Consider the following 23,998-nt stretch of genomic DNA (forward strand, 5'->3'; position numbering starts at 1 on the left):
GCCCTACCGGGTCAGGGCCGCCAGCCGCGCCCCGGCGGCGGCCCTGACCCCCCGCTCCTCCACCGCGTCGTCCCGCAGGTACGCCAGCCGCGCCCGGACGTCCGGCCCGTCCGGCGCGTGCGCGATCCCCAGCAGCCGGGCGTCGTCCTCGCAGTCCCAGAGGCACTCCACGTACACCGCGTCCAGGCCCGTCGGATCGATGGCGGCCAGCGCCTCCAGATAGCCGGCGCGCTCGGACGAGTGCGGCGTCCACAGCCAGAACCGCCGCAGCAGCGAGACCGCGTCCTTGGCCTCCGGCCCGAACCGCGCCAGCCCGCGCGCCGTGTCCAGCGGCCCGCACCACCGCCGCTCCACCCAGTCCCGCTCCAGCGCGGCTACCAGCTCCGCCGCCTCCCCCCGCGCCCCCGGGTCGTCCGGCCGCCCGCCCGGCCGGGCCGGACAGCCCGCGCCGACCGGCCCCGCCCCGGCACCGGCGGCCGGGGCGTGCCCGGCCGGCGCCGGCCCGCCGGGGGCCAGCAGCCCCAGGACGCGGGCGGCCCGCCCGGAGGCCTCCCCTCCCCCGCCGAGCAGCTCCGCCACCGGCTCCACCGGCAGCTCCAGGTCCCGGACGAGCCGGGCCAGGTAACGGGCCCGGTCGTCGGCCCGCCGGTCCCACCGCCAGTCCCACCGGACGCACCCGTACACCAGCGCGGCGGCGGCCGACGGGTCCTCCGCCGCCATCCGCGCGCCCAGTCCCCGGCCGCGCTGCAGCAGTCCCGGCAGCGTCGCCGCCGGCGCGTACGCGTCCGCGCGCACGGTCGTCATCCCCGTCCTCCTCCGGAACCGCCCGCCCGCGCGGGGCTCTCAGGCCGCCGACTCGTCCAGCTCGGCCAGGAAGTCCAGGGCCACCGCCCAGGTCCGCTCGGCCGCCTCGGCGTCGTAGTCCGGCAGCTCCGGGTCGGTGAACACGTGGCCCGCGCCCCGGTAGCGGTGCACCTCCACGTCCGCACCGGCCTTGCGCAGGCCCAGGTACCAGGCGTTCAGCCAGTCCTCCGGCTCGAACGGGTCCGGCTCGGCGATGTGCAGCTGGACCGGGACCGAGGTGGCCGCGCCCTCGCGGATGTCGGAGGTGCCGTGCAGGAGGAGCAGGCCGAGGGCCTTCTCGTCGGCCAGGGCGAGGTTCTGGGCGAGCGAGCCGCCGAGCGAGAAGCCGGCGTAGACGAGCGCGGCTCCGGAGCCCAGCAGCGGGGCGGCGGCGCCGACGGCCCGGCGCAGCAGTTCGTCGCTGCCGAGCTCCTCCTTGTACGCCATGCCCTCCTCGACGTCGTCGAAGGTCTTCCCGTCGAACAGGTCCGGGGTGTGCACGGTGTGCCCGGCGGCCCGCAGCCGGTCGGCCGCGGCGTGGACGGCCGGCCGCAGTCCGTAGACGGAGTGGAGGAGCAGGATCTGGGCCACGGTGGGACTTCCTTGCAGCGGTGGTCGGGGGTGTCCCCATCATCGCTCATGACCGCGGGGTGGCCGCGCGCACCCGCACCGGTGGCGGGACGTCACACGCCGGTGAATCGGCGACAAACAGTCAGTTCAACATATGGAACGCATCATTACCGCCCGGTAGCCTGTCCGCCGTGACTGACCTTGTCGATGACATGACCGCCGCCCGCCCGCACCGTCGCCAGGTGCTGAAGGCCACCGCGATAGCGGCCGGCGCCGCAGCCCTGCCGCTCGCACTCGGTACCGCGGCCTCGGCCGCCACCGCCCCCCAGTTCCTCCACGGCGTCGCCTCCGGCGACCCGCTCCCCGACGGCATCCTGCTCTGGACCAGGGTCACCCCGACCCCCGACGCCGTCCCCGGCTCCGCCGCCGGCCCCGACACCGAGGTCCGCTGGGAGCTCGCCACCGACAAGGGCTTCACCCGGATCGCGGCGAGCGGCACGGTGACCGCCACCGCCGCCGCCGACCACACCGTCAAGGCCGACGTCCGCGGCCTGGCCCCGGACACCCTCTACTGGTACCGGTTCACGGCCGGCGCCACCGTCTCCCCGGTCGGCCGCACCCACACCACCCCGGCCGCCGACGCCGCCCTCGCCCGCCTGCGGCTCGGCGTCGCGTCCTGCGCCAACTGGGAGGCCGGCTACTTCTCCGCGTACCGCCACCTCGCCGCCCGCGGCGACCTGGACGCCTTCCTCTTCCTCGGCGACTACATCTACGAGTACAAGACCGGCGAGTTCTGCGCCCGCGGCACGGTCGTGCGTCCGCACGCCCCCGCCCACGAGATCCTCACCCTGGCCGACTACCGCACCCGGCACGGCCGCTACAAGACCGACGAGGACCTCCAGGCGCTGCACGCGCAGGTCCCGACCATCGCGATCTGGGACGACCACGAGTTCGCCAACGACGCCTGGTCCGGCGGCGCCGAGAACCACACCCCCGGCACCGAGGGCGACTGGGCCGACCGGATGGCCGCCGCCAAGCAGGCCTACTTCGAGTGGATGCCGGTCCGTCCGTCGATCGCCGGCACCACCTACCGCCGCCTGCGCTACGGCAAGCTGGCCGACCTCCACCTGATGGACCAGCGCTCGTTCCGCTCGGAGCAGGTCAAGGTCGGCAACGGCGACGTCGACTCGGCCGACCGCAGCATCACCGGCCGCGCCCAGATGGACTGGCTGAAGGCCGGGCTCGCCGCCTCCGACACCACCTGGCGGCTGATCGGCAACGAGGTGATGATCTCCCCGGTCGCCTTCTTCTCGCTGCCGGACTACCTGCTGCGCCCGCTGGCCAAGCTGCTCGGCCTGCCCGGCGAGGGCCTCGCGGTCAACACCGACCAGTGGGACGGCTACACCCACGACCGCCGCGAGCTGCTCGGCCACCTCACGTCGAACGGCATCACCAACACCGTCTTCCTGACCGGCGACATCCACTCCGCCTGGGCGTCGGACGTCCCGCACGAGGCCGCCACCTACCCGCTCTCCGGCAGCGCGGCCACCGAGTTCGTGGTCACCTCGGTGACCTCGGACAACATCGACGACGTCCTCAAGGTCGCCCCGCAGACCCTCTCGCTGGTGGCCGCCGCCGCGATCAAGTCGGCCAACCCGCACGTCAAGTGGGTCGACCTGGACTCGCACGGCTACGGCGTCCTGGACATCACCCCGGGCCAGACGCAGATGGACTACTACGTGCTGTCCGACCGCACCCGCAAGGACGCCACCACCAAGTGGACGCGCTCCTACCGCACCAAGTCCGGCACCCAGCAGATCGAGCGGGTCTACTCGCCCGTCAAGTGACCGCCCCCTGAGGGGTGCGCTCCCGGCGCACCCCTCAGGACACCACGTCCTTGCGGGCGAACCCGCGGAAGGCCAGCGCCAGCAGCACCACCGCGTAGGACAGCGACAGCGAGACGCCCTGCACCATGCCGCCCCACTCCAACTGCGGCTGCAGGGCGTCCGCCCAGGCGTACTGCCAGTGCGCGGGCAGCCATTCGCGCAGGTCACCGAGGGCGGTGACGGCGTCCAGCACCCCGGTGACGATCGAGGCGAACACCGCCCCGCCGACCGCGCCCAGCGGCGCGTCGGTGGCGGTGGAGAGCCAGAACGCCAGCGCCGCGATCACGACCTCGCTCAGGAACACGAACGCGACCGCGATCGCCAGCCGCGGCAGCGCCTCCCCCGCCGACAGGCTCGCCCCGGCCGGCAGTTCGAGGTCCCCCCAGCCGTACGCGGCGGTGCCGACGAGCAGCCCGATCGCCGGCAGCAGCACCACGGCGGCCGCCGAGAAGGCCAGCCCCACCGCGAACTTGCGGGCCAGCAGCCGGGCCCGGGGCACCGGCGCGGCCAGCAGGTAGCGCAGCGAGGACCAACTGGCCTCCGAGGCCACGGTGTCCCCGCAGAACAGCGCGACCGGGATCACCAGCAGGAAGCCGGTGCCCATGAAGAGCAGGGTGGTCGCGAAGTTCGGGCCGGAGGCGGTGGCCAGCTCGATGAAGCTGGTCCGGTCGGCCCGGCCCGGCGTGCCGCCGATCTGGAACGCCGCCAGGATGACGAACGGCATCGCGGCCAGCACCCCGCCGATCACCAGGGTCCGCCGGCGCCGCAGCTGGCGCATGGCCTCGACCCGTAGCGGCAGCGTCCGCCCGGCCCGGTAGCCGGGCGCGTGGTCCGGTGACACAACGGCGCTCACGCCGTACCTCCGATCAGCGACAGGAACGCGTCCTCCAGCCGGCGGTGCGGCCCGGCCCGCTCCACCGGCACCCCCAGGCGCACCAGTTCGGCCAGCAGCCGACTGGCCGTCATGCCGTCCAGCCGCACCAGCAGCCCGCCCTCGACCGCCTCCGCCGAGCCGACCCCGGCCAGCGCGGCCGTCTTGTCGGCGGCCGCCGCCAGCTCGTCCGGCCCGAACGAGGCGGGCGTGCCGATCAGCAACTGCTCGCCCGCGCCGACGATCTCGGCGACGGCGCCGGCGGAGACCAGCCGGCCGCGGTCCATCACCACCAGGTCGGTACAGCTCTGCTCGACCTCCGCCAGCAGGTGGCTGGAGACGATGACGGTCCGCCCGGCGGCGGCGTAGCGCACCATCACCTCGCGCATCTCGCGGATCTGCGGCGGGTCGAGCCCGTTGGTCGGCTCGTCCAGGATCAGCAGGTCCGGCAGTCCGAGCATGGCCTGGGCGATGGCCAGGCGCTGCCGCATGCCCTGCGAGTAGGTGCGCACCGCGCGGTCCAGTGCCTCGCCGAGTCCGGCGATGGCGAGCGCCTCCGCCAGGTGCGCGTCCGCCTCCGGGCGGCCGGTGGCCTGCCAGTACAGCCGCAGGTTGGCCCGGCCGCTGAGGTGCGGCAGGAACCCGGCGCCCTCGACGAAGGCGCCGACCCGCGAGAGCACCGGGGCGCCGGGGCGCACCAGGTGGCCGAAGATCCTGATCTCACCGGCGTCGGGCCGGATCAGGCCCATCAGCATCCGCAGGGTGGTGGTCTTGCCCGCGCCGTTGGGACCGAGCAGTCCGAGCACCTGGCCCTGTTCCACCCGGAAGCCCACGTCCCGGACGGCGTACCGGTCGGTGGCGCCCTTGTAGCGCTTGCCGAGCCCGGTGATCTGCAGCGGCACCCCGGCCAGCGCCGGGTCGTAGACCGGCCCGCGGCCGGCCCGGCCGCGGCGGCGCAGCCGCGGCACCAGCAGCAGCGCGGCCGCCACCGCGACGGCGACCAGCGGCAGCACCCAGGTCCGGGCGGGCAGCGGCGCGGCCTCGGTGACCAGCTCCTCGACGGTCGGCACGGTGAGCGGGCCGGCCAGGGCCGCCCGGTAGACGGCCGGTTCGGCCGGCGAGGCGTACGCCAGGTCGGTGGCGGCGAGCACCAGCCGCAGCCGGTGCCCGGCGGCGAAGGTGTGGTCCACCGCGGGCAGCGCCACCGTGACGGTCCTCCCGTCGGGGGCGTCCGCGCCGGTGACCCGGAGCGGGGCGGACAGTTGCTGCGGCAGGCTCTGCTTGCCGTCCGGCGCGACGTCGTACAGCTTGGCGAAGAGCACCGCGTCCGGCCGGTCGGCCCGGACCGTCACCGGGACCGTCGGCTGCCCGGTGAGGTGCAGTTCGCCGTCCAGCGGGGCCGAGTCGAAGCCGGCGTACTGGCCGGGGAAGTCGAGCGAGAGCCCGGCCCCGAGCGCGGCCGCCTGGCTGAGCGCGCCGATGCCGGGCAGCGCGGAGATGTTGGGCGGGGCGCCGCCCGGCGGGTTGGCGAAGGTCTGCTCGGCGCCGGCCGCGCCGCCGGTCAGCTCCAGCTGCCGCGCGCCGGTGCCCGCCAGGCCCGGGTAGGCGTCGACGGAGGCGCCGCGCAGCACGGCCTGGAACCCGGTGGAGTCCACCCCGCCGGTGCGGGTGACCCGGAACGCCGGGCCGGTGCCACCGCCCGCGCCGGCCGGGTCCGCACCGCTCGGGGCCCCGGTGCCGGGCGCCTTCAGGAACCGGTCGAACCAGGCCCCGACCCGGTCGTCCACCCGGGCGCTGGTGTCGGTGCCGCCGTCGTGGCCGCCCGCGAACCAGTCCACCGCGACCGGCGCGCCGTTGGCCGCGACCGCCCGGGCGATCGCGTCGCCCTGGTCGAGCGGGAACAGCGAGTCCTGCTGGCCCTGGACGACCAGGGTCGGCGCCTTGAGCCGCCCCGCCACCGAGGACGGACTGGAGCGCTCCAGCAGCGCCACGGCCTCCGGGTCGGCGTGACCGGCGGTCGCGACCCGGTCGTACATCCGGCAGAGCTCGTCCAGGAAGCGGCCGCAGCCGACCGCCGCGTCCGCCGACCCGCCCGGAGCCTGCCCCGGCCCGGTACCGCCGCGCGGCGCCTCGCCCGAGGGGCCGAGGTCCCCCGCCGACCCGGTGGTGAAGAAGATGCCGGCCCAGAGCTTCTTGAACACGCCGTCCACCGCGCCGGAGCCCCGCACGCCCTGGGGGAACAGCGCGTCGGCCAGGTTCCACCAGGTGATCTGGCTGGCCACGGCGTCGATCCGGCTGTCGTACGCGGAGCCGAGCAGCGCGACCGCCCCGCCGTAGGAGGCGCCGGTGATGCCGACCCGCGGGTCGCCCGGCCCGTCCAGCCGCACCTCGGGCCGCTGGGCCAGCCAGTCGACCAGGTGCCGGACGTCCTCGACCTCGCGGTCCGGCGCGTTGAGGCCGATCCGGCCGCCGGAGTGGCCGAAGCCGCGGGCCGACCAGGTCAGCACCGCGTAGCCCTGCCGGGCGAGCTGCTGGGCCCGCTCGCGCTCGCCCTCCTTGGAGCCGCCGAAGCCGTGGGCGAGCAGGACCGCCGGGCGCGGACCGGTCCCGCTGGTGAAGAACGAGGTGTCCAGCTGGACCCGGCCGGTACCGCCGGGGGTCTCCGGCATGCTGAGGAAACGATCCTCCTGCCGGACCGTCGCGTCCCCGCCCGCCGTCACGGCCACCGCCGTACCGGCCCCGACCACCGCCACCAGGGCCACCACGCCGGCCAGCACCCTGCGTCCGGCCGCCGCCTCGCGGCCGCGCCACCGGCGCCACGCCCCACCGAGCTTCATGGTCGGTGATCGTATCCGCCGCGCCGGTAGGCGTCCGATAAGGTCACCCGGGCCGAGCCGGACCGAATCGCCCGATTCACCCGACTACGCCCGGGTATCGTACGCACATCCCGCCTCACCACCCCACGACGAGGTGCCCGTGCTCCGGCCGCTGATCGCCCTGCTCGCCGCCATCGCCGCCACCCTGGTGATCGGCTGGATCGTCGACCAGGTGCTCCAGCGCGTCGCCGCGAGCCACCCGGACGCCGCGGTCTGGCCGCTGCTGCGCCGCTGCCGCGTCCCCCTGCAGCTCGTGGTCGTGTCGGCCCTGCTGCTCGCCGCCGCACCGCTGGAGCGGATCTTCCACCAGCACGACGACAACCTGCACCACCTGGTCCTGCTGTTCCTGCTCGGCTCCGTCGGCTGGCTCGCCGTCCGGGTGGTGGCGGCCGTCCTGGAGGCGGTGCTCGGCCGGTACGAGACGGTCGCCGACGACCCCGCCCGGTTGCAACGGGTGCAGACCCAGATCAGCATGCTCCGCCGGGTGGCCGACGCCGTGATCGTCGTGGTCACCGTCGCCATGATGCTGCTGACCTTCTCCGCGATGCGCACCATCGGGGCCGGTCTGCTCGCCTCCGCCGGCATCGTCGGCATCGTGGCCGGCATCGCGCTCCAGGGCACCCTGAGCAACTTCTTCGCGGGCCTGCAGATCGCCTTCGGCGACACCGTCCGGATCGGCGACACCGTGGTGGTCGACGGCCAGCAGGGCACCGTCGAGGAGATCACCCTCTCCTACCTGGTGATCCGGCTCTGGGACTACCGCCGCCTGGTCGTCCCGGTCTCGTACTTCGTCAACAAGCCCTTCGAGAACTGGACCCGGCGCGACCCCGGCCTGCTCGCGGTGGTCGTCCTGCACGTCGACCACACCACCCCGGTGGACCGGCTGCGCGCCGCCCTGTACGAGCGGCTGGAGCGCAACCCGCGCTGGGACGGCACCGAATGGGCGCTGCACGCCACCGACACCACCCCGAGCACCCTGGTGGTCCGTGCCACCATGACCGCCCGCACCCCCGACGACGCCGCCCTGCTGCGCTTCGACATCCGCGAGCAGCTGGTCGCCTACCTGCGCGACGAGCACCCGGGCGCGCTCCCCCGCCTGCGCACGGAGGAGCACCCGGGACGGGCCTAGGCCCCGGCCCGGGACACGTCCTGGAGGACCCGGGTCATGGTCCGGTGCGGGATCCCGGCGTCGTCGTAGACCGGCCCCTCGGCCGTGTAGCCGAGCCGCTCGTAGAAGCCCAGCGCCTGCACCTGCGCGTGCAGCTCGACCTCACGGGCGCCCCGCCCGCGGCCGGCCGCCTCCACCGCGCGGACCAACTCGGCGCCCAGCCCGGTGCCGCGCGCCGCCTTCACCACCGCGAGCCGGCCGAGCAGCACCCGGCCCGCCGTCCCGCCGGTGAGGGCGAGCGCCTGCGGGCCGTGGATCAGCCGGGCCGTACCGAGCGGCTCGCCCGCCGGGCCGACCGCCAGCAGGTGCTCGGAGGTCGCGTCGAGGTCGTCGTACTCCAGCTCCTCCGGTACGCCCTGCTCGGCGATGAACACCGCGTGCCGGACACCCCGCACCAGCGCCAGGTCGTCCTCGCCCTCGGCCACCCGGATCCGCGCCGCGAACGCGCTCATCTCAGCTCTCCGACGCGATGACGTCCAGGGCCTTGCGCAGGTCCTCCGGGTACTCGCTGGAGAACTGCACCCACTCGCCGTCGGCCGGGTGCTCGAAGCCGAGCGAGACCGCGTGCAGCCACTGCCGGGTCAGCCCGAGCCGCTTGGCCAGCGTCGGGTCGGCGCCGTAGGTGAGGTCACCGACGCAGGGGTGGCGCAGCGCCGACATGTGGACCCGGATCTGGTGGGTCCGGCCGGTCTCCAGCTTGATGTCCAGCAGCGAGGCGGCCCGGTAGGCCTCGATCAGGTCGTAGTGGGTGACGGACGGCTTGCCCTCGCGGGTGACCGCCCACTTCCAGTCGGAGCTGGGGTGGCGCCCGATCGGCGCGTCCACGGTGCCGCTCATCGGGTCCGGGTGGCCCTGGACCAGGGTGTGGTACTTCTTCTCGGTCACCCGGTCGTGGAACTGCCGCTTGAGGTCGGTGTAGGCGCGCTCGGACTTGGCGACCACCATCAGCCCGGAGGTGCCCACGTCGAGCCGGTGCACGACGCCCTGGCGCTCGGCGGCGCCCGAGGTGGAGATCCGGTAGCCGGCGGCGGCCAGGCCGCCGATCACGGTCGGACCGGTCCAGCCGGGGCTGGGGTGGGCGGCGACGCCGACCGGCTTGTCGACGAGCACGATGTCCTCGTCGTCGTGGACGATGCGCATGCCCTCGACGTGCTCGGCGACGATCCGCACGGGAGCGGCGGGGGCCGGGATCTCGACCTCCAGCCAGGAGCCGGCGGTGACCCGGTCCGACTTTCCGGCCAGGGCGCCGTCGAGCGTCACCTTGCCGTCGGCGGCCAACTCGGCGGCCTTCGTCCGGGAGAAGCCGAACATCCGGGCGAGGGCGGCGTCGAGACGCTCGCCCTCAAGGCCGTCGGGTACGGGGAGGCTGCGGATCTGCGCTGCGGTACTCACCCGTACGAGTATGCCGGACGCCGGAGCCGCCCCTTACGCGGTCGGACCCGGCCGGTCCCGGTCCGCGTCACCCGCACCGGCCTCGCCCTTGCCGCTCGCGCCCTTGTCGGCCGGCTGGTGGACGGTGCCGTCCGGGTTGCTGCCGCGGAAGGAGAGCAGCACCACCAGGATGCCGCCGCAGACGATCGCCGAGTCGGCGAGGTTGAAGACCGCGAAGTGCTGGACGGAGATGAAGTCCACGACGTGGCCGCGGAACGCGCTCGGCGAGCGGAACAGCCGGTCGGTCAGGTTGCCCAGCGCCCCGCCGAGCAGCAGCCCGAGCGCGATCGCCCACGGGAGGCTGTACAGCCGGCGGGCGATCCGCCAGATGACCACGATCACCGAGGCCGCGATCACGGTGAAGACGATGGTCAGCGCCTGCCCCATGCCGAAGGCGGCACCGGAGTTGCGGATCACCTGGAAGGTCACCACGTCGCCGATCACCTTGATCGCCGCGTGGTTCTCCAGCCGGGCGACCACCAGCAGCTTGGTCCCCAGGTCGATCAGGAAGGCGACCAGCGCGACGCCCAGCAGGACACCGATCCGCCGGCGCCCCTTGGGCGCCTCCCGCTCCACCGGAGCGGTCACCTCACCGGGCTCGGCCACGGCCTCCTCCAGGGCTTCGGCGGGGGTCGGGACGGACTCGTCCCGCGTCTGGGGGGAACCTTGCGTACTGATGATCCGCTCCGCTGCCGATGAGGGTCCCCCGGGGCCGAAGGTCGGGGGAGAGTGGGCCGGTGGTCGCCGGCCTCGACGAGTCAGGCGACGTTACGGGGTCGAGCGTACGGCAAGCCCGACCCCCCGCGTCGCCCCGGTCAGCGGCGTTCCTGCTTGGCCTTGCACTGGACGCAGAGCGTCGCCCGGGGGAAGGCCTGCATCCGGGCCTTGCCGATGGCCTGACCGCAGGACTCACAGGTCCCGAAGCCGACGCCCTCCAGCCGGCCGAGCGCCCGCTCGACCTGGGCGAGGCTGTCCCGGGCGTTGTTGGCCAGCGCCAGCTCGCTCTCCCGGGAGATGTTCTTCGTCCCGGCGTCCACCTGGTCGTCGCCGGCGCCGTCGTTGGAGTCACGCATCAGCCCGGTGATCGCGGCCTCGGCGGCCCCGATCTCGTTCCGCAGCCGGTCCAGCTCGGTGATCAGCTCGGCGTGCAGCTCGTGCACCTCCTCCGAGGTCCACGCGTCCTCGCCCGGACGGACGGGCAGCTCGGCCGGGTCCACCGACTCGGCGCCACCGCGGGCCGCGACCGCGGCCTGGACGCGGGTGCGGCCGGGGGCCACGAGCGCGGAATCGTTGCTGGTCTTGTGCCGTGCGGTAGTGGTCACGGTCCCCTCCCCTGGTTCGCCTGCCACAGCCTTGCGAGCCCGCTTGGTGACGGTACCCGCGCCGGTTGCCTCATCAGCCATGGCTTCGACCCCATCTACGAACGAATCGAGCCGCCGGTTCCCGGCGGCCTCCAGTGCCGGAACGATAATCCCCATCAAAACCGGTCACAACCTGACATACCGACGCCTCACAATGATCCCACCCAGGCAGCCGTCACAGCCGCCCCGCCCCGCGCGCTGACCAGAGTTGTGCCCAGAACACCCCCGCCTAACCGCCTCCGCGCGCCGTCGCGGCGGCGGCGAAACCGACTTGCGACTGCCGATAGACTGGGCCCGCAAGGCGCAGATGGGACGAGTACCGACGTACGCAGCCACCAGCGACCCGGGGACGGTGCGAGCCCGGGGGTGTGCACGGCGGGAAGATCACCCCGGAGCCGCCGGAAGAACGGCAGCTGGGCACCGCCCGGCAGCCCGGTAGACCCGGCAGCAAGCCCAAACAAGAGGGTCGCAGCAGCACCGCGGCCAAGGAGGGTGGTACCGCGGGGCGGCAGGCCGCCTCGTCCCTCCGTCGGATCCAGCCCATATCCGTCGGAGGTTTGACACCCGCGATGACCACCTACAACGCCGTCCCCGCGCAGGTCGACCTGCCTGCCCTCGAACACCAGATCCTGTCCTTCTGGCAGGACAGCAAGATCTTCCAGCGCAGCCTGGAGCAGTCCGAGGGCCGCCCCGAGTGGGTCTTCTACGAGGGCCCGCCGACCGCCAACGGCATGCCCGGCGCCCACCACATCGAGGCCCGCGTCTTCAAGGACGTTTTCCCCCGGTACCGCACCATGAAGGGCTACCACGTCGCCCGCAAGGCCGGCTGGGACTGCCACGGCCTCCCGGTCGAGCTCGCCGTCGAGAAGGAGCTGGGCTTCTCCGGCAAGCAGGACATCGAGGCGTACGGCATCGCCGAGTTCAACGCCAAGTGCCGCGAGTCGGTGACCCGCCACACCGACGCCTTCACCGAGCTGACCAGCCGGATGGGCTACTGGGTCGACCTCGACGACGCCTATCGGACGATGGACCCGTCCTACGTCCAGTCGGTCTGGTGGTCGCTCAAGCAGATCTTCGACAAGGGCCTGCTGGTCCAGGACCACCGGGTCGCCCCCTGGTGCCCGCGCTGCGGCACCGGACTGTCCGACCACGAGCTGGCCCAGGGCTACGAGACCGTCGTCGACCCCTCGGTCTTCGTCCGCTTCCCGCTCACCTCGGGCCCGCTGGCCGGCGGGGCCGCGCTGCTGGTCTGGACGACCACCCCGTGGACCCTGGTCTCCAACACCGCCGCCGCCGTCCACCCCGAGGTCACCTACGTGGTGGCCACCGACGGCACCGAGCGGCTGGTCGTCGCGGAGCCGCTGCTGGCCAAGGCGCTCGGCGAGGGCTGGGAGGCCACCGGCGAGTCCTTCACCGGCGCCGAGATGGAGCGCTGGGCGTACCGCCGCCCCTTCGACCTGGTCGAGATCGAGGACGCGCACTACGTCCTCAACGCCGACTACGTCACCACCGAGGACGGCACCGGCATCGTCCACCAGTCCCCCGCCTTCGGCGCGGAGGACCTCGCGACCTGCCGCCGCTACGGCCTGCCCGTGGTCAACCCGGTGCTGGCCGACGGCACCTTCGCCCCCGAGGTCCCGCTGGTCGGCGGCCAGTTCTTCAAGAAGGCCGACGAGGCCCTGGTCGCGGACCTCAAGGAGCGCGGCCTGCTCTTCCGCCACCTGCCGTACGAGCACAGCTACCCGCACTGCTGGCGCTGCCACACCGCGCTGCTCTACTACGCGCAGCCGTCCTGGTACATCCGGACCACCGCCGTCAAGGACGCGATGATCCGTGAGAACGAGGCCACCAACTGGTACCCGGAGACGGTCAAGCACGGCCGCTTCGGCGACTGGCTGAACAACAACATCGACTGGGCGCTCAGCCGCAACCGCTACTGGGGCACGCCGCTGCCGATCTGGCGCTGCGAGGAGGGCCACCTCACCTGCGTCGGCTCGCTGGCCGAGCTCTCCGAGCTCACCGGCACCGACCAGAGCGGCCTCGACCCGCACCGCCCGTACATCGACGACGTCACCTTCGCCTGCCGCGAGTGCTCCGGCACCGCCACCCGGGTGCCCGAGGTGATCGACGCCTGGTACGACTCCGGCTCGATGCCCTTCGCGCAGTACGGCTACCCGCACCAGAACAAGGAGCTGTTCGAGAAGCGCTACCCGGCGCAGTTCATCTCCGAGGCGATCGACCAGACCCGCGGCTGGTTCTACACGCTGATGGCCGTCGGCACCCTGGTGTTCGACAAGAGCAGCTACGAGAACGTCGTCTGCCTGGGCCACATCCTGGCCGAGGACGGCCGCAAGATGTCCAAGCACCTGGGCAACACCCTGGACCCGATCCCGCTGATGGACCAGCACGGCGCGGACGCGGTGCGCTGGTTCATGGCGGCCGGCGGTTCGCCCTGGTCGGCCCGCCGGGTCGGCCACGGCACCATCCAGGAGGTGGTCCGCAAGACCCTCCTCACCTACTGGAACACCGTCGCCTTCCAGGCCCTGTACGCCCGCACCGCCGGCTGGGCGCCGTCCGCGGGCGACCCGGCCCCGGCGCTGCGCCCGCAGCTGGACCGCTGGGTGCTCTCCGAGCTGAACACCCTGGTCCGCGAGGTGGACGCGGCCTTCGAGGCCTATGACACCCAGCGCGCCGGCAAGCTGCTCTCCGGCTTCGTCGACGACCTCTCCAACTGGTACGTGCGCCGCGGCCGCCGCCGCTTCTGGCAGGGCGACGCCGCCGCGCTCGCCACCCTGCACGAGGCGCTGGAGACGGTCACCCGGCTGATGGCCCCGCTCACCCCCTTCATCGCCGAGCGGGTCTGGCAGGACCTCGTCGTCCCGGTCGTCCCGGACGCCCCGGCCTCGATCCACCTGGCCACCTGGCCGGAGGCGGACGAGGCGCTGATCGACGCCGACCTCTCGCGCCACATGACGCTGGTGCGCCGGCTGGTCGAGCTGGGCCGGGCCACCCGCGCCGAGTCCGGCGTGAAGACCCGTCAGCCGCTCTCCCGCGCGCTGATCGCCGCCCAGGGCTGGGAGGAGCTGCCGGCCGATCTGCGCGCGCAGATCGCCGAGGAGCTCAACGTCTCCACCCTGGAGTCGCTGGCGGAGGTCGGCGGCTCGCTGGTCGACACCACCGCCAAGGCCAACTTCCGCGCGCTGGGCAAGCGGTTCGGCAAGGGCGTCCAGGACGTGGCCAAGGCGGTCGCCGCCGCCGACGCCGCGCAGCTCGCCACCGAGCTCCGGGCGACCGGCAGCACCGGTGTGGAGCTGAACGGCGAGCGGATCGAGCTGGGCCCCGACGAGGTGATCATCACCGAGACCCCGCGCGAGGGCTGGGCGGTCGCCAACGAGTCCGGCGCCACCGTGGCGCTCGACCTGGCGATCAGCCCGGAGCTCAAGCGGCTCGGCACCGCCCGCGACGCGATCCGCCAGATCCAGGAGGCCCGGAAGAACTCCGGCCTGGAGGTCTCCGACCGGATCGTGCTCCGCTGGCGGGCGGCCAACGAGGAGACCGCCGAGGCGATCGCCGAGCACGGCCCGCTGGTCGCCGAGGAGGTGCTGGCCACCGACTTCGCGGCCGGCGCCGCCGACTGGGAGTCCGAGACCTTCTCGGACGAGGGCCTCGGCCTCGCCTTCCAGCTCCGCAAGGCCTGATCCCGTCGGGCCTGATCCGTCGGCCCGACCGCGACACCCCGAAGCCGCCGCCACCCCACCCGGGTGGCGGCGGCTTCGCCGTTGTCCGGAGCCGCCTCCGCGGCTCCCGTCCGGTCCCGCTCCGGGCACGCACGAGGGCGCCCCCGTCATGACCCGGAAGTCACGGCAGGGGCGCCCTCGAAATGCCTGGCTACAACCTCAGTTGTCGCCGTCCTCGTCGATCAGGAACCCGCGCATCGGCGCCGGCGCCTGCTGCATCGGCTGCGGCGGCTGCGGACGGACGGCCGCCATCGGCTGCGTCATCCCGGCCGGCTGCATCTGCTGGGCACCGGAGTTGCCGCCGGACTGCCCGCCGAAGCTCGGCGCACCGTTGTTGCCGCCGAAGGAGCTCTGGCCGCCGAACGAGGGCTGGTTCCCGCCGAAGGACGGCTGGTTGCCCCCGAAGCTCGGAGCGCCCCCGCTCATCGCGGACGCACCGGCCGGAGCCATCGACGACGCGGCCGGCGGCAGCGAGGCGGTGGCCGGGATGCGCGGCGGGGCGAGCGAGTCGTCCGCCTGCGACTCCAGCTGGCGCAGCTGGGTCTCCAGGTAGGACTTCAGACGCGTGCGGTACTCACGCTCGAACGCCCGCAGGTCCTCGACCTTGCGCTCCAGCGTGGCGCGCGCGGACTCCAGCGAGCCCATCGCGACGCGGTGCTTCTCCTGCGCGTCCCGCTCCAGGGCGTCGGCCTTGGCACGGGCGTCCCGCTCCAGGCCCTCGGCCCGGCTGCGCGCCTCGCCGACGATCTTGTTGGCCTCGGAACGGGCCTCCGAGATCGCCTGGTCGGCGGTCTGCTGGGCGAGCGCCAGCACGCGGGCCGCGCTGTCGCCACCGGGGCCCTGCTGCGGCTGCTGCTGCTGCATCGGAGCGCCGAGCGGGCCGCCCATCTGCTGCTGCTGGCCCATCGGGCCGCCCATCTGCTGCATCTGCTGCTGGCCCATGCCCTGGCCCATCGGGTTGCCCATCTGCTGCGGGCCACCGGGACCGCCCATGGGCTGGAGCATCTGACCGCCCATCGGCTGCACCAGCTGCTGCTGGCCGCCCATGGTCTGGTTCATCTGCTGCTGCGGGCCGCCCATCGGGCCGCCCTGGCCGGCGGGGAGCTGCGGGGCGCCGGACGGCAGGCCGAGGGGCTGATTGCCCATCTGCTGCTGCTGCTGGCCGCCCATCTGCTGCGGACCACCGGGGCCGCCCATCTGCTGCGGACCGGGGCCCTGCTGCTGCCCGGGGACCGGCGGGCCGGATATGGCGGCCGGCACCGGGGCGCCGGGACGCGAGTCCTGCGGCGGCTCCTTGCGCATGTTGGCCTGGTTCTGCGCGGCGGCACGGGTCGCGGCGGCCAGCTTGGCACGCAGGTCCTCGTTCTCGCGGAGAAGTCGGGTCAGCTCCGCCTCGACCTCGTCGAGGAAGGCATCGACCTCGTCCTCGTCATAGCCTTCGCGCAGGCGGACGGTCGTGAACTGCTTGTTCCGAACGTCCTCGGGGGTCAATGGCATCTCTTCACCTCAACGTGATCGTCGGCACACCGGCATCCTGTCGCATCGCTCACCTACGACTAGGGCCGCACAAGCGAGATCAGGACATACACAATGATCATCAGTACGAAGAAGGACAGGTCGAGCGCCACGCCCCCGAGACGCAACGGCGGAATGAACCGCCGAAGAAGCTTGAGCGGCGGATCCGTGACAGTGTACGTGGCCTCCAGGACCAGGACCATGGCCTTGCCGGGCCGCCACGAACGTGCGAACTGGAAGACCCAGTCCATCACCAGCCGCGCAAGCAGAAACACCAGGAAGACGGTCAGCGCGTAATAGAGCACCGCCCACACGATCCCCATCGCGCTTCCCTCTCCCCGGTTCTCGGCCCTTCGGCCGTGCCGCCTGTCACTAACTCACTGTCGATCAGATCCACACGTAAAGTCGTGGCCGGGTCAGCTCTGGTTGAAGAACCCACCCTCGGCGATCCGAGCCTTGTCCTCCGCCGTGACATCGACGTTAGCAGGCGACAGCAGGAACACCTTCTGTGTCACGCGCTCGATACTGCCGTGCAGACCGAAGACGAGTCCAGCGGCGAAGTCTACGAGCCGCTTGGCATCGGTGTCGTCCATCTCGGTCAAATTCATGATCACCGGGGTGCCGCCACGGAACTGTTCCCCGATCGTACGGGCCTCGTTGTAGGTCCGGGGGTGCAACGTGGTGATGCGGTAGGGCTCTCGTTCGTTCACTACCTTGGGCATGATCACCGGGGCGCTCTTCTCCAGGTTGTGGCGGCGTTCGGGTGTGATGGACGACACTGGGGCCATCCTCGGGGTCTCCTGCCGGATCGGGACCGCGGCCGGCACCGGCTGCGGCGTGATCGAGGAGACCGGGGCGGGTGCCGCGGCGGGCCGGGGGATGTCCTCCGTCCGCCCCGTTCGGATCGGCTCGGGGTCCGCGTCGTAGTCGTCGTCGGGGTCGTAACCCTGGCCGTCGTACGTCTCGTCCTCCACGAGGCCGAGGTAGACCGCCATCTTGCGCATTGCGCCGGCCATGCTCCTGTCTCCTCCGCTCATGCCCACCTCGCTGCGCTCGGTGGTCGCTTCGCGAACGCGCGCCTCTCGATGGCCGCTCGCCCTGCTCGCTCCGTGGTGGACCGACTCCGTACCGACGACCGGACCCGGGGGCCCCGCCTGCGGATTCCGCGGTCCGCCCACGACGAGCCGTCAGGCCGACGGCCGGTCAGAACTCGTGGGTGGGTGCCGCGGAGCTGCGATCCACGGTTCGCTAGCGCTCTGGAAAGCTGCTAGTTTCTGTCCTATTTTGTCCTGCAGTCTGATCTACTACCCGGTGACGTTACCTGAGGGGTGACCGCACTCCGAGTACCGCCGTTCCGACGCGCACATGTGTCGCCCCGGCGGCAACGGCCTGCTCGAGGTCACCGCTCATTCCCGCGGAAACCATGGTGGCAGCAGGATGGGCCGTCCGTACGGCGGTTGCGATTTCCGCCAGCCGCGCGAAGGCCCGGGCCGGGTCCCCGGCCAGCGGCCCGGACAGCGGAGCGACGGTCATCACACCGTCCAGTCGCAGCCCGGGCGCGTCGGCGATCGCGTCGGCCAGTGCCCCGACCTCCGCCGGGGCGACCCCGGCGCGGCCCTCGCCCTCGCCATCCTCCTTCTCCAGCGCGACCTGCACCAGGCAGCCGAGCTCGGGCCGCTCGGCCTTGAGCACCGCCGCGGAGAGCGACTCCACCAGCCGCGGCCGGTCCACCGAGTGCACGTGGTTCGCGTACCGGACCACCGAGCGGACCTTGTTGGTCTGCAGCTGGCCGACGAAGTGCCAGTCCAGCGGAAGGTTTCTGCACTGCTCCGCCTTGGGCGCCGCGTCCTGGTCGCGGTTCTCCGCGACATCGGTGACGCCCAGGGCCGCCAGCAGTGCGCTGTCCAGTGCCGGGTAGGTCTTGGTGACGACCACCAGCCTCACCTCGTCACGTGCCCGCCCCGCGGCCGCGCAGGCGTCGGCGATCCGGCGCTCGACGACGTCGAGGTTGATCCCGAGTTCCTCGTAGCGGGCCCGCTGGCCCTCCGTCAGGGCGGCCAGGAATTCCGCACCGCCCGGGAACGGTCCGTAGATGTCGTTCGTCATGAGTGATCAGAGCCCAACCAGACGTAGCTCGCGAGCCGGCCTGTGCGCTGCTCGCGGCGATAGGAGTAGTGATCGGCGGATTCGAGGGTGCAGACCGATGATCGCACCAACTCGGTGACCCCCGCAGCGGCCAGCTGGGCCGCCACTCCCTCCGCGACGTCCAGGGCCGGGGTGCCCCAGGAGGTCTCGGCGTGCGCGGCCGGCACCAGCTCGGCCACCTCGGCACGCATCCGGGCCGGCACCTCGTAACAGCGGCCGCAGACCGCGGGCCCGGTCGCGGCGGTGATCCGCCCCGGCTCGGCCCCCAGCTCCACCATCGCCCGGACCACCGCCGGCACCACCCCGGCCGCGAGGCCGGGCCGGCCCGCGTGGGCCGCGCCCACCACACCCGCCACCGGATCGGCCAGCAGCACCGGCGTGCAGTCCGCGGTCAGCACCGCCAGCGCCAGCGGCCGGTCGGTGACCACCGCGTCGACGGTCGGCGCCTCCCCCTCGGGCTGGCGCCGCGTCACCACCGCCACGTCCGCGCCGTGGACCTGGTTCATCCAGACCACGTCCGCCGGGTCGAGGCCCAGCGCACCGGCCGCGATCGCCCGGTTGCGCCGGACGGCGGCCGGGTCGTCCCCCACCGCGCCGCCGAGGTTCAGCTCCCCGTACGGCGAAGTGCTCACCCCGCCCCACCGGTCGGTGAAGGCGAAGTGAGCACCGTTGCGTACTGCGTGATCGACCACTGCTTACTTCAGGAAGTCCGGCACGTCGAGCTCCTCGGCGGGGCTCTCCACGTACGGCTGGCGGACCGGCTGCACCTGCGGCGGCACCGGAGCGGCGGTCGCGGTCGCCGGGCTCTCCGCCGAACGCGCCGGGGACTCGCCCTCCGACCGGGCCGTGACCGAGCCGATGCTCCCGTACGAGGGCCGGCCGACCGGACGCTCGGGGGCGGCCGCGGGCGGCGGCGTGGCCTTGACCACCGGGTCGCGGACGATCGCCGGGGGCTGGCCGCCGTCGAAGCCGGCCGCGATCACGGTGACCCGCACCTCGTCGCCGAGCGCGTCGTCGATGACCGCGCCGAAGATGATGTTGGCCTCGGGGTGCGCCGCCTCGCTGACCAGCTGGGCGGACTCGTTGATCTCGAACAGGCCGAGGTCGGAGCCACCGGAGATGGAGAGCAGCACGCCGCGGGCGCCGTCGATCGAGGCCTCCAGCAGCGGCGAGGAGATCGCCATCACGGCGGCCGCCTTGGCGCGGTCCTCGCCCCGGGCCGAACCGATGCCCATGAGCGCCGAACCGGCCTCCGACATGACGGACTTGACGTCGGCGAAGTCCAGGTTGATCAGACCGGGAGTGGTGATCAGGTCGGTGATGCCCTGGACGCCCGAGAGCAGCACCTGGTCGGCGGAGCGGAACGCGTCCAGCACGCTGACCTGGCGGTCCGAGATGGACAGCAGCCGGTCGTTGGGGATCACGATGAGGGTGTCGACCTCTTCGCGCAGGCCGGCGATGCCGTCCTCGGCCTGGTTGGCGCGACGGCGGCCCTCGAAGGTGAAGGGGCGGGTGACCACGCCGATGGTCAGTGCGCCGAGCGAGCGGGCGATGTTGGCGACGACCGGCGCGCCGCCCGTGCCGGTTCCACCACCCTCACCCGCGGTCACGAAGACCATGTCGGCCCCCTTGAGGACCTCCTCGATCTCCTCGCGGTGGTCCTCGGCGGCCTTGCGGCCGACCTCGGGGTTGGCGCCGGCGCCGAGGCCCCGGGTGAGTTCACGGCCCACATCGAGCTTGACGTCGGCGTCGCTCATCAGGAGGGCCTGCGCATCGGTGTTGATCGCGATGAACTCGACGCCCTTGAGACCGACCTCGATCATCCGGTTGATGGCGTTGACACCACCGCCGCCGATACCGACGACCTTGATGACTGCGAGGTAGTTCTGCGGTGCTGCCACGTCGAAGGCCTCTCGCCTCGAATTTCCGGGTCGGCCGGCCCCGGTGGGGTGCCGAACCGACGGATGTCGATGGGTAGGGAGCCTGGTTTCTGACTGAATGTCCGAAATGCCGACCGCCGACCCCAACCCTAAACTTGACCTTTAGGGTTAGTCCTGTGCCTCCGTCACATCACCAGGAAACACAGTCTGGTGACACAGGACACTAGGTGGCCCCGGGCACGTGTTTCAACGAACACGCCGAGCTTCCCTTTTTCTTTTGAGCCTATGTGATCATCAACCGGCTTATGAAACCGGGGTGACCACCAAGGGTCGGGCCGTCACCGAAAGGCGTCAACCCCTCCCCCAGAGAGAGAACCTACCGGATCATCCCGACACCGCCGGCGCCTCCGGCGCACTGACGTCGAAGTTCGTACCCTTCTGACTCATCAGTGCCACCAGCACCCGCGCTTTTCGATCGATCTGCTCCGGACTCCCCCAGCGCACCGTGGCACCCCCGCTGAGCTGCAGCTGGATGTCGTCGTAGGAGTGCACCAGCACCGCCCCGGCCCGCTGCCGGACCTCGGCCGGCAGGCCGGCGGCCACCGCCACCGCCCCCTGCACCAACTGCGGACGGGTGATCACGGAAGCCACGTCGTTCGCCTGCTGACTGAGCCGCAGTTCGACCACCGGCACTCCCGCCGGTGCGGCGTCCTCGGTGGCGAAGCTCACGCCACTCGCGTCCATCTGGGTGAATCGGCCGTCCTCGCCCTTGACGGCGGCGACCGCTGTGCGCTGGGTGATCTTCACCCGCAGGGTGTGCGGCCAGCCCCGCCAGACCTCGGCCCGGGCCACCCGCGGGATCGCCTCCACCCGCCGGGTGGCGTCGTCGAGGTCCACCCGGGCCAGCGGGCCGGCGCCGACCGTGCCGATCGCCGCACGGACCTGGTCGACCGTCAGCTTGTCGTCCTGCACCCCCTGCACCGCGACGCTGCGCACGTCCAGCACCGAGGAGAGGAAGACCAACCAGGCCAGCACGCCGAACACCGCGGCTCCGAGCGCGGCCAGCACCGCCACGCCCCGCCGGGAGAGCCGGAGCCGGGGCGAGTGCTCCTCGTCCCCGAACTCCACCTCCTCCTGCGGGTACCCACCGCCGGACCGGCGGCCGGGAGGTGCTCCCGGACCGCCGGCCGGCGGTGGAACGGCGCGACGGCCGTCAGCCACGACGGCGGCCACCCCTGGCGGCCTCGATCGCCTCGTACACCATGCCGACCAGCAACTCGTCGGCGTCCCGGCGGCCGAACTCGGAGGCGGCCCGGCTCATGTCCCAGAGCCGCTGCGGGTCGGTGAGCACCGGCAGCACGTTCTGCAGCACCCACTCCGGGGTCAGTTCCGCGTCGTCGACCAGCAGGCCGCCGCCGGCCTTGACCATCGGCTGGGCGTTCAGCCGCTGCTCGCCGTTGCCGATCGGCAGCGGGACGAAGGCGGCCGGCAGGCCGACCGCCGCCAGCTCGGCCACCGTCATGGCACCGGCCCGGCAGAGCATCAGGTCGGCCGCGGCGTAGGCGAGGTCCATCCGGTCCACGTACGGCACCGCGCGGTAGGGCGGCATCCCGGGGATGTCGTCCACCTGCGGCAGCTCGTTCTTCGGGCCTACGGCGTGCAGGATCTGCACGCCGTACTGCTGCAGCCGGGGCGCGATGGCGGTGACGGTCTCGTTGAGCCGGCGCGCGCCCTGCGAACCGCCGGAGACCAGCAGGGTGGGCAGCCGCTGGTCGAGGCCGAAGTAGTGCCGGGCCTCGGGGCGGGCCGCGTTGCGGTCCAGGGTGGCGATGGTCCGGCGCAGCGGGATGCCGATGTACCGGGAGTCGCGCAGCTTGCTGTCCGGCGTGGAGACCGCGACGAAGTCGCTGTACCGGGCGCCGATCTTGTTGGCCAGGCCGGGCCGGGCGTTGGCCTCGTGGACCACGATCGGCACCCCGGCCCGCTTGGCGGCCAGGTAGGCCGGCATGGCCACGTAGCCGCCGAAGCCGACCACGGCGTCCGCGTTGACCCGCTCGATGATCTCCTGGGCGGCCCGGACGGTCCCGCGCAGCCGGCCCGGGACGGTGATCAGCTCGGGGGTGGGCTTGCGGGGCAGCGGAACGGCCGGGATCAGCTCCAGTTGGTACCCGCGCTCGGGTACCAGCCGGGTCTCCAGGCCGCGCTCGGTGCCCAGGGCGGTGATCCCGATGGACGGGTCGTGCCTGCGGAGGGCGTCCGCGAGGGCGAGGGCCGGCTCGATGTGACCGGCGGTCCCCCCGCCGGCGAGTACGACATGCACCGAAATTCACCGCTCCCTGCGTGCCGGCACCGGGGCCGGGCGCGCTGTGGTTCGTCGTCGTGGCAGCACCCGGGCCAGTCGTCTCCTGACCCGGGAGTTCTTGCTCCGGGCGGCCAGGGCCGCCTTCGCGCCCGAGGTGCTGCGTGCGAGGCACAGCAGTACACCGATCGCGGACATGGCCGACAGCATGGCGGAACCGCCGTAGGAGAACAGCGGGAGCGGGACGCCCGCGATGGGCAGCAGTCCCAGCGCCGACCCCAGGTTGATCACGGCCTGCGCCATGATCCAGGTGGTGGCGGCTCCCGCGGCGTACCTGACGAAGGGGTCCTTCGTACCGATGGCCACACGGATACCCGCGTAGCCTAGTGCCGCGAAGAGACCGATCACCGACAGCGTCCCCACCAGGCCCAGTTCCTCGCCCGTCGTGGCGAAGATGAAGTCGGTGTGCGCCTCCGGCAGCTGGCCCCATTTCTCGACGCCGGCGCCGAGGCCGGAACCGAACAGGCCGCCGAGCCCGAACGAGTACACACCGTGCAGGGCCTGGAAGCAGGCGCCGGCCGGATCGAGTTTGGTCACGCCGATGCAGGAGAGCCGTTCGGCCCGGTGCGGGACGGTGACCACCAGGGCGGTGCAGACCACGACGGCGACGCCGAGGGTGGCGACGAACAGCCGCATCGGGGCGCCGACCATCCAGAGCAGGCCGAAGAGCATGGCCACCAGGATCATCGAGGTGCCCATGTCGCCGCCGAGCATGATCAGCGCGAGCAGCAGCAAGGCGCCGGGCACCAACGGGACCAGCAGGTGCTTCCACTGGTCGAGGGTGCCGTTCCGCTGCTTGCGGGCCAGCAGGTCGGCCCCCCAGAGCACCAGGGCGAGCTTGGCGAACTCGGACGGCTGGAACTGGAAGAACCCCAGGTCCAGCCAGTTCCGGTTGCCGTTGACCTCCACCCCGACGCCGGGGATCGCGACCAGCGCGAGCGCGCCGATCACGCCGAACATCACGGGGTAGACGATCACCCGCAGCACCGCGACCGGGACCAGGGCGAACCCGACCAGCAGCGAGAAGCCGAGCAGCACCGCGACCAGCTGCTTGAAGAAGTAGAACTGGGTCGAGCGGTGCTGGCCCAGCGCCAGGATCTGCGAGGCCGAGAAGACCATCATCAGGCCGAGCACCACCAGCAGCAGCGTCGCGCCGATGATCAGCAGATAGGGCGTCAGCGGTCGGTCCAGGGCGTACCGCAGACGGGCCCTGAAGGCCTGCAGACGGGCCACCGGACCGGCCGACTTGTAGGCGGTCGTGGTGGCCGAGATCACCCGCCACGGATCGGCGGGGCCCTTTTCCGGCACACCGGAACCGCCCACCCTGCCCTGCCCCGCCACCACACGCTCCCCTCT

At 72.7% G+C, this 23,998-nt stretch carries 20 protein-coding genes; 3 read left to right on the forward strand and 17 right to left on the reverse strand.

Annotated elements, in window-relative coordinates:
• Window positions 1–3: 3 nt before the first annotated feature.
• Together ACIQTO_RS06330 and ACIQTO_RS06335 are read right to left on the reverse strand one after the other, a co-directional pair.
• Window positions 4–804 carry a hypothetical protein gene (locus ACIQTO_RS06330; RefSeq protein WP_402383603.1) on the reverse strand — a complete coding sequence of 267 codons (801 nt, stop codon included), beginning with the start codon at window positions 802–804 and terminating at the stop codon, window positions 4–6.
• Window positions 805–843: 39 nt separating this feature from the next.
• The gene (locus tag ACIQTO_RS06335; RefSeq protein ID WP_402383606.1) at window positions 844–1,434 is read right to left on the reverse strand and encodes a dienelactone hydrolase family protein; all 591 of its coding nucleotides are present in this window, start codon (window positions 1,432–1,434) and stop codon (window positions 844–846) included.
• A gap of 191 nt (window positions 1,435–1,625) precedes the next feature.
• Here ACIQTO_RS06335 and ACIQTO_RS06340 point away from each other — a divergent pair, with 191 nt between their 5' ends.
• Window positions 1,626–3,260, forward strand: coding sequence for an alkaline phosphatase D family protein (locus ACIQTO_RS06340; RefSeq protein WP_402384256.1), 1,635 nt, complete (start codon window positions 1,626–1,628; stop codon window positions 3,258–3,260).
• 34 nt (window positions 3,261–3,294) lie between these two features.
• Here ACIQTO_RS06340 and ACIQTO_RS06345 read toward each other — a convergent pair whose 3' ends face one another.
• Window positions 3,295–4,152 (reverse strand): ABC transporter permease, encoded by an 858-nt coding sequence (locus tag ACIQTO_RS06345; protein WP_402383608.1) that lies wholly within the window; start codon window positions 4,150–4,152, stop codon window positions 3,295–3,297.
• Entirely contained in the window at window positions 4,149–7,007 is a 2,859-nt protein-coding gene (locus tag ACIQTO_RS06350; protein WP_402383610.1) for an alpha/beta fold hydrolase, read from the reverse strand. The genes ACIQTO_RS06345 and ACIQTO_RS06350 overlap by 4 nt, the downstream gene beginning before the upstream one ends.
• A 139-nt stretch (window positions 7,008–7,146) precedes the next feature.
• Between ACIQTO_RS06350 and ACIQTO_RS06355 the strand changes: the two genes are divergently transcribed.
• Complete coding sequence (locus ACIQTO_RS06355) at window positions 7,147–8,175, forward strand: mechanosensitive ion channel family protein (protein WP_402383612.1); 1,029 nt, start codon at window positions 7,147–7,149, stop codon at window positions 8,173–8,175.
• On the opposite strand, the gene ACIQTO_RS06360 is transcribed toward ACIQTO_RS06355, so the two are convergent.
• The 4 genes from ACIQTO_RS06360 to ACIQTO_RS06375 all read right to left on the reverse strand — a co-directional run bounded on the left by ACIQTO_RS06360 (window position 8,172) and on the right by ACIQTO_RS06375 (window position 10,967).
• A complete protein-coding gene (locus tag ACIQTO_RS06360) occupies window positions 8,172–8,666 on the reverse strand; it encodes a GNAT family N-acetyltransferase (RefSeq protein WP_402383615.1) in 495 nt (164 codons plus the stop codon). The two genes, ACIQTO_RS06355 and ACIQTO_RS06360, sit on opposite strands and share 4 nt — an antisense overlap.
• A 1-nt stretch (window position 8,667) precedes the next feature.
• Window positions 8,668–9,606 carry an RluA family pseudouridine synthase gene (locus ACIQTO_RS06365; RefSeq protein ID WP_402383618.1) on the reverse strand — a complete coding sequence of 313 codons (939 nt, stop codon included), beginning with the start codon at window positions 9,604–9,606 and terminating at the stop codon, window positions 8,668–8,670.
• Window positions 9,607–9,639: 33 nt separating this feature from the next.
• Window positions 9,640–10,251 (reverse strand): signal peptidase II, encoded by a 612-nt coding sequence (lspA, locus tag ACIQTO_RS06370; RefSeq protein WP_402383621.1) that lies wholly within the window; start codon window positions 10,249–10,251, stop codon window positions 9,640–9,642.
• A gap of 209 nt (window positions 10,252–10,460) precedes the next feature.
• The gene (locus ACIQTO_RS06375) at window positions 10,461–10,967 is read right to left on the reverse strand and encodes a TraR/DksA family transcriptional regulator (protein ID WP_402383624.1); all 507 of its coding nucleotides are present in this window, start codon (window positions 10,965–10,967) and stop codon (window positions 10,461–10,463) included.
• 608 nt (window positions 10,968–11,575) lie between these two features.
• Between ACIQTO_RS06375 and ileS the strand changes: the two genes are divergently transcribed.
• Entirely contained in the window at window positions 11,576–14,704 is a 3,129-nt protein-coding gene (ileS, locus tag ACIQTO_RS06380) for an isoleucine--tRNA ligase (RefSeq protein ID WP_402383627.1), read from the forward strand.
• Window positions 14,705–14,902: 198 nt separating this feature from the next.
• On the opposite strand, the gene ACIQTO_RS06385 is transcribed toward ileS, so the two are convergent.
• The 9 genes from ACIQTO_RS06385 to ftsW all read right to left on the reverse strand — a co-directional run bounded on the left by ACIQTO_RS06385 (window position 14,903) and on the right by ftsW (window position 23,917).
• Window positions 14,903–16,240, reverse strand: coding sequence for a DivIVA domain-containing protein (locus ACIQTO_RS06385; RefSeq protein WP_402383630.1), 1,338 nt, complete (start codon window positions 16,238–16,240; stop codon window positions 14,903–14,905).
• Window positions 16,241–16,299: 59 nt separating this feature from the next.
• Window positions 16,300–16,581: a YggT family protein gene (locus ACIQTO_RS06390; protein WP_238740330.1), complete on the reverse strand. Its 282-nt coding sequence runs from the start codon at window positions 16,579–16,581 to the stop codon at window positions 16,300–16,302.
• A gap of 93 nt (window positions 16,582–16,674) precedes the next feature.
• A complete protein-coding gene (locus ACIQTO_RS06395; RefSeq protein ID WP_329487250.1) occupies window positions 16,675–17,274 on the reverse strand; it encodes a cell division protein SepF in 600 nt (199 codons plus the stop codon).
• A gap of 301 nt (window positions 17,275–17,575) precedes the next feature.
• Window positions 17,576–18,364, reverse strand: coding sequence for a YggS family pyridoxal phosphate-dependent enzyme (locus tag ACIQTO_RS06400; RefSeq protein ID WP_402383635.1), 789 nt, complete (start codon window positions 18,362–18,364; stop codon window positions 17,576–17,578).
• Window positions 18,361–19,095 (reverse strand): peptidoglycan editing factor PgeF, encoded by a 735-nt coding sequence (gene pgeF / locus ACIQTO_RS06405; RefSeq protein ID WP_402383637.1) that lies wholly within the window; start codon window positions 19,093–19,095, stop codon window positions 18,361–18,363. Before pgeF ends, ACIQTO_RS06400 begins: the two co-directional genes overlap by 4 nt.
• 3 nt (window positions 19,096–19,098) lie before the next feature.
• On the reverse strand, window positions 19,099–20,304 hold the full coding sequence (gene ftsZ / locus ACIQTO_RS06410) for a cell division protein FtsZ (RefSeq protein ID WP_402383640.1): 1,206 nt from the start codon (window positions 20,302–20,304) through the stop codon (window positions 19,099–19,101).
• A gap of 363 nt (window positions 20,305–20,667) precedes the next feature.
• Window positions 20,668–21,411, reverse strand: a complete 744-nt coding sequence (locus ACIQTO_RS06415; RefSeq protein WP_402383643.1) for a cell division protein FtsQ/DivIB — start codon at window positions 21,409–21,411, stop codon at window positions 20,668–20,670.
• An 85-nt stretch (window positions 21,412–21,496) separates the two neighbouring features.
• Window positions 21,497–22,603, reverse strand: a complete 1,107-nt coding sequence (gene murG, locus ACIQTO_RS06420) for an undecaprenyldiphospho-muramoylpentapeptide beta-N-acetylglucosaminyltransferase (protein ID WP_402383645.1) — start codon at window positions 22,601–22,603, stop codon at window positions 21,497–21,499.
• Window positions 22,604–22,609: 6 nt separating this feature from the next.
• Window positions 22,610–23,917, reverse strand: a complete 1,308-nt coding sequence (gene ftsW, locus ACIQTO_RS06425) for a putative lipid II flippase FtsW (protein ID WP_402384259.1) — start codon at window positions 23,915–23,917, stop codon at window positions 22,610–22,612.
• Window positions 23,918–23,998 lie beyond the last annotated feature (81 nt).

Source organism: Kitasatospora sp. NPDC091207 (genome assembly GCF_044768625.1).
In the GTDB taxonomy this organism is placed as follows: Bacteria; Actinomycetota; Actinomycetes; order Streptomycetales; family Streptomycetaceae; genus Kitasatospora.